This window comes from Roseibium denhamense (assembly GCF_009711415.1).
In the GTDB taxonomy this organism is placed as follows: domain Bacteria; phylum Pseudomonadota; class Alphaproteobacteria; order Rhizobiales; family Stappiaceae; genus Roseibium; species Roseibium denhamense.
This window is the reverse complement of sequence record NZ_SMLZ01000112.1, coordinates 116401-128855: the sequence shown is the minus strand read 5'-3', so window position 1 is coordinate 128855 and position 12455 is coordinate 116401. Positions and strand designations below refer to the sequence as shown.

General features: G+C 57.5%; 11 protein-coding genes. All 11 read left to right on the top strand.

Translation table 11 applies throughout. The features are described from left to right. The first annotated feature begins 9 nt into the window (after window positions 1–9). The 11 genes from E1180_RS15900 to E1180_RS15850 all read left to right on the top strand — a co-directional run bounded on the left by E1180_RS15900 (window position 10) and on the right by E1180_RS15850 (window position 12423). Window positions 10–1035 carry a LacI family DNA-binding transcriptional regulator gene (locus tag E1180_RS15900; protein WP_208997181.1) on the top strand — a complete coding sequence of 342 codons (1026 nt, stop codon included), beginning with the start codon at window positions 10–12 and terminating at the stop codon, window positions 1033–1035. Between the two features lie 223 nt (window positions 1036–1258). Next, window positions 1259–2578, top strand: a complete 1320-nt coding sequence (locus E1180_RS15895; protein ID WP_155192409.1) for an ABC transporter substrate-binding protein — start codon at window positions 1259–1261, stop codon at window positions 2576–2578. Between the two features lie 121 nt (window positions 2579–2699). Next, window positions 2700–3647, top strand: coding sequence for a carbohydrate ABC transporter permease (locus E1180_RS15890; RefSeq protein ID WP_155192407.1), 948 nt, complete (start codon window positions 2700–2702; stop codon window positions 3645–3647). Beyond that, complete coding sequence (locus tag E1180_RS15885) at window positions 3644–4585, top strand: carbohydrate ABC transporter permease (protein WP_155192405.1); 942 nt, start codon at window positions 3644–3646, stop codon at window positions 4583–4585. Before E1180_RS15890 ends, E1180_RS15885 begins: the two co-directional genes overlap by 4 nt. Beyond that, a complete protein-coding gene (locus tag E1180_RS15880) occupies window positions 4582–4770 on the top strand; it encodes a hypothetical protein (protein ID WP_155192402.1) in 189 nt (62 codons plus the stop codon). Before E1180_RS15885 ends, E1180_RS15880 begins: the two co-directional genes overlap by 4 nt. A 4-nt stretch (window positions 4771–4774) precedes the next feature. Next, window positions 4775–5872, top strand: a complete 1098-nt coding sequence (locus E1180_RS15875) for an ABC transporter ATP-binding protein (RefSeq protein WP_155192400.1) — start codon at window positions 4775–4777, stop codon at window positions 5870–5872. Then, window positions 5865–6860, top strand: coding sequence for an ABC transporter ATP-binding protein (locus tag E1180_RS15870; protein WP_155192398.1), 996 nt, complete (start codon window positions 5865–5867; stop codon window positions 6858–6860). The genes E1180_RS15875 and E1180_RS15870 overlap by 8 nt, the downstream gene beginning before the upstream one ends. Window positions 6861–6871: 11 nt before the next feature. Continuing rightward, on the top strand, window positions 6872–8509 hold the full coding sequence (locus E1180_RS15865; RefSeq protein WP_155192396.1) for a dihydroxyacetone kinase subunit DhaK: 1638 nt from the start codon (window positions 6872–6874) through the stop codon (window positions 8507–8509). 50 nt (window positions 8510–8559) lie between these two features. Further along, on the top strand, window positions 8560–9612 hold the full coding sequence (locus E1180_RS15860; protein WP_155192394.1) for a sugar phosphate isomerase/epimerase family protein: 1053 nt from the start codon (window positions 8560–8562) through the stop codon (window positions 9610–9612). Window positions 9613–9624: 12 nt separating this feature from the next. Then, a complete protein-coding gene (locus tag E1180_RS15855; RefSeq protein ID WP_155192392.1) occupies window positions 9625–10782 on the top strand; it encodes a Gfo/Idh/MocA family protein in 1158 nt (385 codons plus the stop codon). A gap of 471 nt (window positions 10783–11253) precedes the next feature. Next, entirely contained in the window at window positions 11254–12423 is a 1170-nt protein-coding gene (locus E1180_RS15850; RefSeq protein ID WP_155192391.1) for an efflux RND transporter periplasmic adaptor subunit, read from the top strand. Window positions 12424–12455 lie beyond the last annotated feature (32 nt).

Genomic DNA, 12455 nt, shown 5'->3' with positions numbered 1-12455 from the left:
GGGAATTCCGTGAAGCCGACCGTTCATGATATTGCTCGTGAGGCTGGTGTGAGTTTGTCCACGGTGGACCGGGTGCTGAATGGCCGGTCCGATGTGCGGCCGAAAAATGCCGAGCGCGTCAAGGAAGCTGTGCGCAAGCTTGGGTATGTCCGGGACACAAACGCTGCGAACCTTGCCAAAAAACGGCGCTACAATTTCAAGGTCGTTTTGCCTGAAGGCGCGAACCATTTTGTCGAAACGGTTGCCGAGGCTGTCCGTGATGCGGCCAATGCTGAAGTGACGGACCGCGCCGATGTGGAAATCGTCCATGTGAACACATCCGATCCGCACGCCGTGGTGAAGCGGTTGAAAGCGCTGGACCTGTCGGAGCTGGATGGCGTGGCAATGATGGTGCCGGAAACCCCCCAGGTCCGCGATGCGATTGCGCATATCAAAAGCGCCGGTGCCTATGTGGTCGCGCTCGTCTCCGATTTGCCGAACTCCCGCTGTGATCATTTTGTTGGCATAGATAATTTTTCGGCCGGTCAAACAGCTGGTGCCCTTCTGGGGCGGTTTTTGCGACGCGAAACAGGCTCAATTCTGGTCACGACCAGTTCCATGGTGGCGCGGGACAGCATTGAGCGCCGCCATGGCTTTGATGAAATCCTGTTGCGGAATCATCCGAACTTGAAGGCGCTTCCAACCATCGAGTTCTACGATGATCCGGACCGGATTTCCGAAACCCTGTCACATGCGCTTGCGGCACACCCGGACCTCAAGGCGGTTTATTCCATGGGATCCGGAAATGCAGCTATGCTAGGCGCGTTGACCGGTCGGACCGCGGCGCTGGGCTTGGTGGTTGTCGCGCATGACCTGACGCCTGTGACCCGCCAGGCGCTGATGAACGGCGAAATTGATGCCGTTATTGTTCAAAATGTAGGTCACGTTGCGCGTAGTGCTCTTCGCGTTTTGAGGGCCAAATGTGACAATGCAACGATCTACGAAGCGCAAGAGCAGATCCGGATCGAGATCATTTTGCGCGAAAACCTCTACTAAAACACACTTCATATAGCGCTCAGTGGCTGAAATTTGCGGGCGCTGGATGGGGATGCCCGCGCGAATCCATGCGCAAAAACAATAACCTTAGAAAAACAGAAGGACGTATGTCAGAAATTGAGTTGACGTGACATACGTATGTCAATACCGTTGAGCTGCACTTGGAGGAGTGCTGCCGCCGGGCGGAAGCGCGGTGCGCGACCATTTCGGGAGGAAATCAGCGATGAAAACTGCGAAACTTCTCGCGGCGACCGCCCTTGTGGCGGCGAGCGGGCTCACCGTCACTCATGCTCAGGCCGATGAACTCACACTCTGCTGGGCCGCCTGGGACCCGGCCAATGCCCTTGTCGAGCTCTCTAAGGAGTTTGAGGCCCAGTCTGGCCACACCATGAAATTTGAATTTGTGCCATGGCCGAATTTCGCCGACCGCATGCTCAACGAGCTGAATTCCGGCGGCAAGCTGTGCGACCTGCTCATCGGCGACAGCCAATGGATTGGCGGAGGCGCGGAAAATGGCCATTACGTCAAGCTGAACGACTTCTTTGACAAGGAAGGCATCAGCATGGACGATTTCGCTCCGGCGACCGTCTACGCCTATTCGACCTGGCCTAAAGGCACGCCGAATTACTACGCTCTGCCTGCCATGGGGGATGCCAACGGCTGGTTCTACCGCAAGGACTGGTTTGAGAAGCCGGAAATCCAGGAAGCATTTAAGGCTGAGCACGGACGCGATCTTGCGCCGCCGAAAACCCAGATGGAGCTTCTTGAAATCGCGCAGTTTTTCCAGGAACGGGAGATCGATGGCCAAAAACGGTATGGTGCTGCAATCTTCACAGAGCGCGGCTCGGAAGGCATCACAATGGGTGCCACGAGCTCCATGTATCCCTTCGGTTTCAAGTATGAAATGACGCCGGGCAAATATGACATGGAAGGCGCCGTGAATTCGCCGGAAGCGGTGGCAGGTCTTGAGTTCTACAAGGAACTCTACCAGACGGCGACGCCTCCAGGATACACTGACAGCTACATGGAACAGTCGCTGGACGCATTCAAATCCGGTCAGGTGGCCATGGCCATGAACTGGTTTGCCTTCTTCCCCGGCCTTTATGCGGATCCTGACACGGGTGGCGATAAAATCGGGTTCTTCGTCAATCCGGGCCAAGCCAAGGAAGCCTCCACGCTTGGCGGGCAGGGGATCTCCGTGGTCGCCTATTCCGACAAGCAAGATGCTGCTCTTGAATACATCAAGTGGTTCGCACAGCCTTCTGTTCAGAAGAAGTGGTGGGACCTTGGCGGATATTCCTGCCATGTCAGCGTTTTGAACGACCCGGGCTTTGCCGACAGTGCCCCGTTCGCGTCCGATTTCCTGCTTGCGATGGATGGCGTCATGGATTTCTGGCAGGAGCCGGCCTATGCGGAGCTTCTGCTTGCAATGCAAAAGCGCCTTCATGACTACGTTGTTGCCGATCAGGGCACGGCCAAAGAGGCGCTCGACAAGCTCATCGAAGACTGGACGGAGACCTTCGAGGACGAGGGCAAGCTCTAAGCTTGAATGGGAGCCCGGCCGCAGCGTTGCGGCCGGACATTGCAAAACTTCGGCGGGCGGCATCATGGGACAATGATCAGCCCGCCGGACTGTCCCGACCCACTCTTTCAACGGGCATCACATGTCAGACACGCCTTTCGACCGCGCAGCGAAAGCGACGCCACCCACTGTTGCGTCCAAAATCCGTGGTTTGAGCGACCGGGCGATCGCCTGGATCTTCGTCTTGCCGACGATCTTCTTGCTGCTCGCGGTGAATATTTTTCCGCTGATTTGGACCATCAATCTGAGTTTTACCAATTTCCGCGCGAACCGCCCGAACCGGGAGGTCGAGTATATCGGGTTCCGAAACTACGAGCGGATCCTCACCGACAGCGACATCTGGCTGACGATGCAGGCAACCGCGCATTTCCTCTTCTGGACGATCTTCTTCCAGGTGCTTATCGGCTTCACCCTTGCCTGGCTGATCAACCGGAAATTCAGGGGCAATGATCTTTGGACCACCTTGATTGTTCTGCCGATGATGTTGTCACCGGCGGTAGTGGGCAACTTCTGGACCTTTCTCTATCAGCCCCAGATCGGGCTATTTAACTACGGGATTTCCTTTTTGACGGGCGTTGATCCATCGTCTTTCCAGATGATCGGCGACGTTACGCTTGCGCCCTGGTCCATTGTGATCGTCGATACGTGGATGTGGACCCCCTTCGTGATGCTGATCTGTCTTGCCGGGCTTCGATCCATTCCTGATTACATCTACGAGGCCGCGGAAATCGACCGAGCCAGTCAGTGGCGGCAGTTCTGGACCATCACCATTCCCATGGTGCTGCCGTTTCTCATGCTGGCCGTCCTTTTCCGGGGCATCGAGAATTTCAAGATGTTCGACCTTGTGGTGCAGCTGACCGGAGGCGGGCCCGGCTCCATTACCGAGCTGACCTCGATCAACCTGAAACGCGAAGCTTTTGAGAAGTGGCGGACCGGATACGCCTCCGCCTACGCGATCATCCTTTTCGTCACGGTCTTCGGGTTGGCGTCAATCTACGTCAAGGCGCTGAACAAGGTGAAAGAACGATGAGCAGTTATTCCATCACCGAACCGTCCACGCCGCAGAAATGGTTCGCAGGCACACTCGTTGTGGCCTACGCCATCATCACGCTGTTGCCGCTTGTGTGGATCATTACTACAGGGTTCAAGTCCCCGGTTGATGCCATCGCCTATCCGCCAAAAGTGCTCTTTGAGCCCTCGCTTGAAGGATATGTGAACCTCTTCACGACCCGCACACGGGTCAGTCCAGAAACGCTGGAGGCCCTGCCGCCGCCAGAAAGCTGGTACGAAGAGATCGTGCGCAACCGCGATATGGTCATCGCCGGGCCCTCCCGCTATGGCGAGCGCTTCTTGAATTCGGTCATCATCGGCTTTGGATCAACATTCCTGTCGGTGTTTCTTGGAACGCTTGCCGCCTATGCCTTCTCGCGGTTCAAGGTGCCTTTGAAGGATGACCTCCTGTTTTTCATTCTGTCGACCCGCATGATGCCGCCGATTGCGGTTGCGATCCCGATTTTCCTGATGTTCCGGACACTGGGCCTGTCGGATACTCATCTTGGCATGATTCTGCTTTACACGGCGGTCAACATCTCTCTGGCCGTTTGGCTTCTCAAAGGGTTCATCGACGAGATTCCACGAGAATACGAAGAAGCCGCACTGATTGACGGCTACACGCGGTTCCAGGCTTTCTACAAAGTTGTCCTGCCGCAAGCAGCGACTGGCATCGCATCGACGGCGATTTTCTGCCTGATTTTTTCCTGGAATGAATATGCCTTCGCGGTCCTGCTCACCTCGGGAACCGCGCAGACCGCCCCCCCGTTCATTCCGACGATTATTGGCGTTGGCGGTCAGGACTGGCCGGCGGTGGCTGCTGGAGCAACGCTGTTCCTGGTGCCTGTCATGGTTTTCACCATCCTGCTTCGAAAGCATTTGCTGCGTGGGATCACATTTGGAGCGGTGCGCAAATGACCGGATTTTTTCAAGGACTGATGCGCTTCCGACGTGGCCCCTGGGAGATGCTCGCCTCCATTTTGATCGCACTGGGCGTGGTGATGCTGATGCAGCCGCTCGTCATGTGGGCCTACACCTATTCCTTCATTGTTACGCTGACCGGAACGGTGATGTTCATCGTTGTTAGCCATTTTCCGGACTAAGTGCATGGCCGAGATCATCATCAAAAACCTGCGGAAGAATTTCGGCGATTTCACTGCCGTCCAGTCCTCGTCTTTCAAGATCGAAGACGGCGAGTTCTTTATGCTTTTGGGGCCGTCGGGCTGCGGTAAAACCACGACGTTGCGCATGATTGCCGGCCTTGAGCTGCCGACAGCCGGTGAAATCTACATCGACGGTGAGGAAGTCAGCCAGAAGCCTGCACGCCAACGCGACATAGCCTTCGTATTTCAGATGTTCGCGCTCTACCCGCACATGAATGTGCGCAAGAACATCAGCTACCCTTTGGTCAGCCAGGGGATGGCAAAGGCGCAAATAAAAGAAAAAGTCGCCGAAGTGTCTCGTATCCTGGGCATTGAGGACATTCTGGACAGGCCGGTCGGCGGGTTGTCAGGCGGCGACCGGCAACGGGTTGCCCTTGGCCGGGCAATTGTCCGGGAACCCAAGGCCTTCATGATGGACGAACCGCTTGGGGCGCTGGATGCCGAGTTCCGTGAGCGCATGGCCGAAGAACTGCGGGCCCTACACGACCGCATGGGCGCGACGACGATTTACGTCACGCATGACCAGCTGGAGGCCATGCAGATGGGAGACAAGATCGTTGTCATGAACCATGGTGTCATTGAACAGTTCGGGACGCCGCAAGACATCTACGATAAGCCCGCAACCATGTTCGTCGCCGATTTTATCGGCTCTCCTTCCATGAACTTTCTGCGTTTCCATGGTCAGGTGCACACAGGGGCCACGAGCATCCGCATGCATCATGTTGACTTGTCTGTCCCGGCGGTTCGCGAACCGTTTGAAGGCGACATGGTTTATGGCATCCGCCCGGAGCATATTGCCTTGAGCGATTCAAGCGAGAGCCGCGGTGAAGTGGTTGCAGCTGAGTATCTCGGGACCACGCAAATCGTTACGGTCAAAACGGCAAGCGGGAATTTGAAGGCCCGGATATCGTCTGATCAGCCAGTGCGGTCCGGTGAGCAGGTTGGCCTTGCCTTCAATGGGGCAACGGCGACGCTTTTTGACAATCAGTCAGGCAAGGCCTTGCGGTCGGATCTCAACGAGGGAGTGCTTGCCCATGTCTGAGGTGCGTCTGCAAAATCTTTCCAAGGCTTTCGGGGACACTATCGCAGTTGAAGATGTCACCATGACGGTTCCCGATGGCGCATTCGTCACGCTTCTGGGGCCGACAGGAGCAGGGAAAACCACGATCCTGCGTCTAATTTCGGGTCTTGAAAGCGCGGATTCAGGCGACATCGTCATTGGTGGGCGGTCGGTAGCGGATGAAACGCCGGCGCAGCGCAACGTTGCCATGGTCTTTCAGCAATATTCGCTCTACCCGCATATGAGTGTGAAGGACAATCTGGCGTTTCCGCTACGCTCGCCGCTGCTCAAAACGCCGGAGGATCAGATCCAGCGCAAAGTCGCAGAGGTGGCGGATGTTCTGCGCATTTCGCACAAGCTCAACAACAAGGCGACCGAGCTCTCCGGTGGTGAAATGCAACGCGTCTCGATTGGGCGCGCTCTGGTCCGCAATCCGAACATTTATCTGATGGACGAGCCGCTGAGCTCACTTGATGCCAAGTTGCGGTCGGACTTGCGGATCGAATTAAAGCGCATTCAGGAGAGCCTTGGGGCAACGCTGCTGTATGTGACCCACGACCAGATCGAGGCCATGACCATGTCCACCCATGTCGGCGTTCTGGACAATGGCCGGATGGTGCAGTTTGGGTCCCCGCGGGAGATTTACGAGGACCCCATCAATCTTTATGTGGCCGGACGCCTAGGTCAGCCCCGGATCAACATCTTGCCGGCCGATATGTTTGCGGGGTCGCCAGATGGCGCACGGCAGATGGGCCTACGGCCGGAACACATCCAGCAAGGCGAAGGCAAACCCACAACCGTCAAGAGGGTTGAACATCTGGGCGACCAGATCCGCCTTCATTTGAAACTGGAGGGGCATGACGTGGTGACCCTGACCCATCCGAACAGCGAGCTGGAAGCCGGTGACACCGTGGCGATCCAACCACGCAATCCGCTTTACTTCGACGCCAGCGGCGCCCGCATCATCTGAGGAGAGGGAACATGAAGCAGTTCATCAACTCAAAGGAAACACTCGTCACAGAAGCAATTGACGGTGCCCTTCGAACAGCGGGCGGGCGCTTGGCTAGGCTGGACGGGTACCCGCATATCAAAGTCGTCGTCCGCACGGACTGGGATAAGTCCAAGGTCGCACTGGTGTCCGGCGGCGGTTCCGGCCATGAGCCGAGCCATGCTGGCTTTGTCGGGCAGGGCATGTTGACGGCAGCCGTGTGCGGAGAGGTTTTTGCATCGCCTTCGGTAGATGCGGTCCTGGCTGGAATACTGGCTGTAACGGGCAAGGCCGGGTGTCTGGTGATCGTGAAGAACTACACGGGTGACCGGCTGAATTTCGGGCTTGCGGTGGAGCGGGCACGTGCATTTGGGCTGAAGGTCAACATGGTCATAGTCGATGATGATGTTGCCCTACCAGACTTGCCGCAGGCGCGCGGTGTTGCCGGTACCTTGTTCGTTCACAAGATTGCTGGAGCACTGGCGGACCAGGGCGCAGATCTTGCAACCGTCACCGACGCTGCTGAAAAGGTGATTGCAGGTGCCGTCTCCATCGGCATGTCCCTGGACACTTGCACGCTTCCGGGGTCACCGAAGGAAGACCGGATTGGTCCCGGAATGGCGGAACTGGGTCTTGGCATCCACGGAGAAGCCGGGGTCGAGCAGGTGGTGTTCTCAAATGCCAAGTCCGCCATGGCTATGGTGGTTGACCGTTTGGAACCGGCGCTTGCCCCGGGGCCGCATGTGGCCCTTTTAAACAATCTCGGCGGCACTACCCCGCTGGAAATGTCCGTTCTGGCCGAAGAGCTCACACATTCCCGGATCGGCGGTCAAATCCGTTGGCTGGTCGGACCAGCCGCGATGATGACGTCCCTTGATATGCACGGGTTCTCGGTGTCTCTTTTGCCCGTCAGCAAGGCCGAAGAAGGATTGCTGCAAGCCCCTGTTGCTCCTTGGGTCTGGCCAGGCTGCCTCGCGCTAGCATCTGTTTCCATTTTGCCGCTGCCGGACGGACTGACCCCGATCCAGCCACTTGCGTCAAAGAATGAGGAAACCCGCAAGTTCCTCGAAAAGTGCTGCAAAATCCTGATTGAGGCTGAAGATGATCTCAACGCGCTCGATGCAAAATCAGGTGACGGGGATACCGGAAGCACGCTTGCGACGGCCGCGCGGGCGCTCATCAAGGCCCTTGACCGTATGCCCCTGGCGGATCTGACCCAGCTGTACCGCGCGATCGGTCTGGAACTCAGCCAGACGATGGGCGGCTCCTCCGGTGTTCTGCTGGCCATCTTTTTTGCCGCCGCCGGAGATGCATCCTCCTCCGGGCGGGACGCCGTTGATGCCCTAAAGGCAGGGCTGGACCGCATCATGGAGGTTGGCGGCGCAAAACCCGGTGACCGGACGATGATCGACGCCTTGATGCCCGCTCTGAACGCACTGGATCAGGGTATGGAGGCTGCGGCCCGTGAGGCTCGGCAAGGGGCAGATGCAACCGCACGGATCACGCGCGCGCGAGCCGGCAGAGCCAGTTACGTCTCGGAGGCGAACCTTTCAGGACATAATGATCCAGGTGCCGAGGCTGTTGCCCGGCTTCTGGAAAATCTGGTCCGGGAGGCCGTTCCCACAAGCTAATCTGGATTTGAAAGGCCCGCCGTTCACTAAAGCGCCTGAGGGAGGAACTCATGAAAACGATTAAGGGGCCCGCACTGTTTCTGGCCCAGTTCGCCGGAGATGAAGCGCCGTTCAATTCTTGGGACGGGATCACAAAGTGGGCAGCGGAGTGCGGATACATTGGCGTCCAGGTTCCAAGCTGGGACGGACGGTTGATTGATCTTCAAAAGGCTGCAAGCTCGAAGACCTATTGCGACGAGTTTATCGGGGTTGCCCGGGCAAATGGCGTGGAGGTTACGGAACTCTCCACCCATTTGCAGGGACAGCTCGTCGCGGTTCATCCCGCTTATGACACTGCCTTTGACGGTTTCGCCGCCGAAGACGTGCGCGGTAATCCGGCTGCGCGCCAGGCGTGGGCCGTGGATCAGGTCAAAATGGCCTTGTCCGCGAGCCGGAACCTAGGGATCACGGCGCATGCCACGTTCTCCGGAGCGCTAGCCTGGCCCTATGTCTATCCCTGGCCGCAACGGCCCGCAGGCTTGGTTGAAACTGCTTTTGACGAATTGGCCCGGCGTTGGCGGCCGATCCTGGATCATGCCGAGGACATGGGAGTTGATGTTTGCTACGAGATACATCCCGGCGAAGATCTGCATGATGGCATGACCTTCGAGATGTTTTTGGACAGGGTTGATCAGCATTCCCGGGCGCAGATGCTTTATGACCCGTCTCACTACGTTTTGCAGTGTCTCGACTATCTCGACAACATCGACATCTACAAGGACCGTATCGGGATGTTTCACGTCAAGGATGCGGAGTTCAATCCAACCGGGCGCCAAGGGGTTTACGGCGGCTATCAGCCGTGGGTCAGCCGGGCCGGACGGTTCCGCTCCCTGGGCGATGGTCAGGTGGATTTCGGCGCGGTTTTCTCCAAGATGGCGGCAAATGACTTTGACGGATGGGCTGTTGTGGAGTGGGAATGCTGCCTCAAGCACCCGGAAGACGGCGCTCGGGAAGGAGCTGCATTTGTGAAAGATCACATTATTCGTGTGACTGAAAGGGCCTTTGACGAGTTCGCCGGCAGCGGTACTGATGAAGCGGCCAACCGGCGCATGCTCGGGATCTGATAGGAGAAGACGATGACAATCGAAGGTCAGGACACGGATTTCGTGCGGCCCGTCCGGCTTGGTATGGTGGGCGGCGGCAAAGATGCCTTCATTGGCGCGGTTCACCGGATCGCCGCGCGGCTTGATGGATGTTTCGAACTGGTTGCCGGGGCTTTGTCTTCAACGCCCGAAAAGGCGCAAGAGTCCGGCCGGGCGCTTGGTCTGAAGCCTGACCGTATCTACGGTTCTTTCGAGGATATGGCCAAGCGCGAAGCGCGATTGAAGGACGGAATTGAAGCCGTCGCGATCGTGACCCCCAACCATGTTCACTATCCGGCGGCAAAGGCATTCCTAAAGCGCGGCATCCATGTCATCTGCGACAAGCCGATGACCTCTACCCTGGCCGATGCCAAAAGGCTTGCAAAGGCTGCGGAAGCGTCGAGTGGTCTCTTTGTCCTGACCCACAATTACACCGGTTACCCTATGGTCAGACAGGCGCGGGAAATGGTGGAAAAGGGCGCGCTCGGAACCATCCGGGTCGTGCAGGTCGAATACGCACAGGACTGGCTCACCGTTGAGCAAACCAACAAACAGGCGGATTGGCGGACGGATCCCGCGCGGTCTGGAGCGGGAGGGGCGACCGGGGATATCGGCACACATGCCCATAATCTGGCCTGCTTTGTCTCGGGATTGCGCGTGGAGAGGCTTGCCGCAGATTTGCAGTCTTTCGTCCCCGGCAGGCAGGTGGATGACAATGGCCACGTAATGCTGCGGTTTGCCGGCGGGGCGAAAGGAATGCTGTGGTGCTCTCAAGTGGCACCTGGAAATGAAAACAATCTGAAACTGCGTGTTTACGGCGACAAAGGCGGTTTGGAGTGGCATCAGGAAAATCCCAACTACCTGCATGTCTCGCCCTTTGGGGAACCTCCTCATGTGATTACGCGGGGGGGTGCTGGCATGTCCGGGACGGTTGCCCCGGCAACGCGCATTCCACCTGGCCATCCGGAAGGCTACCTTGAGGGCTTTGCCAATCTCTACAAGGAAGCTGCTGACGCCATCAGGTCACATCAGGCCGGTAAAACAAGCATGGGCCTGCTGCCGGGTATACGTGAAGGTCTCGATGGCGTCCGGTTTGTGGACGCCTGCGTACGTTCCTCTGCCAAAAAAGCAGCCTGGATCGAGCTGGAGTGATTATCGGGAGACAATATTCCACTCACCGGTTCGTTTTTTTCTTTGTTCCTGCTGTTCCGCGGGAACCGCCATGGGCTTACACACACTGCGGCGGTTCGTGCGTAACATCGAGCCTGCCAAAGCGCATCGAAATTAGAGGAAACGGGGCACAAATGCCCCGCTTTTTTGTAGTTCGGCCGACTTCGTCGAACTGTAAATCGGTTCGTCAACAACCGGCGGGGTTCTTGCCTTGCGCGCAATCGAATGATGCCAACGCCGCTTGCTTATAATCATTCAAAGAACAGGCCCACAAATGCACCTTCTGCTTGCCGGTGCCAAATTCTGTGCGTCATGCTACAAAGGCTTCTGGTCCAACGCAGCGTCGGCCGACTCCGGCACACCTAAGATCCCTGTAAAATCGGCAAAAATGACAATGCGACCATTTTGATCTGATGGCCGCATACCGACGTAAAACTAGCAGGAGATCTCCAAATGATGAAACTTGCGGTTTTGTTAGTCTGTTTTTGCCTGCTCGTACCAGCGGCTGCGCCGGCGCAGCAGAGGCCTGCGGGTGTGTTGACTGACACGGTGACGCAGGAACAAACCAGCGAGACAATTTCCATTTTTGGCGAGCTTGTGGCAGAACGGCAAAGCCGGGTAGCTGCCCGGATTGCTGGAGTAGCTGATACGGTGCCGGTCGAAGTCGGCGATACCGTGCAAGATGGCGATATTCTGGCGACCATCGACAGTGATTTGCTCAGCATTGAGCTGGCCCGGGCTGAAGCAGACCTCTCGGTAGCGAAAGCTGCTGCCGATACGGCCCGTCTTCAAGTGGAAACGGCCCAGACGGTCTATTCCCGCGCTGAACGCCTGCAGCAGCGGTCCATCATTTCAGAGGCAGTATATGATGAACGCCTGAACGTTCTGTCGGTTGCCAAAGGCCGCCAGGCGGAAGCCGCTGCGCGGGTGAATGTCGCAGAAATGGCGCTCCGCCGGGCAAAATACGATCTCGACAATGCGATGGTACGCGCGCCGTTCAACGGCATCGTGATTGAAGTTGGCACGGAGGTTGGCCAGTTTGTCGCGCTTGGCAGCGAGGTTGCCCGGCTGATCGACACGGATGACATCCGCGTGGAGGCCAATGTACCGGCTCGGTTTATCGAGGCGTTGCAACCGGACCAGACTGTTTATGGCACGACCGGATCGGGCGGTGCCATCGTTTTGAAGCTCAGGGCGGCACTGCCGACAGAATCTTCCGCAACCCGCACCCGGCCTGTGGTGTTTGATGTCGTCTCAAAGGAGGGGATCGCCGCAGCAGGCCAATCACTGACTTTGGATCTGCCGGTCAGCGCACCGCGAAGTGTTCCAGCGGTACCCAAGGACGCACTTATTCAAAGCCGTGATGGATGGCAGGTTTTTGTGGCCAAGGATGGCATCGCAGAGCCACGTTCGGTCCAGATCGGCATTGCCCTTGGCGACCGTTACGAAGTGACCTCCGGGCTTTCCGTCGGGGACATCGTCGTTGTTCGCGGAAATGAACGTCTTCGGCCCGGTCAGCAGATTGCGCCGACTCCGGTAAATGGGGCCAAACAGGGCAACCAGATTGGTGATGGCGGGGCTGCAGGGCCGCAAAAACAGGCCGCCGCCCGCACTGCGAATTGAGTGCGCCGGACAGTCAGGGAAACATGTAAGGG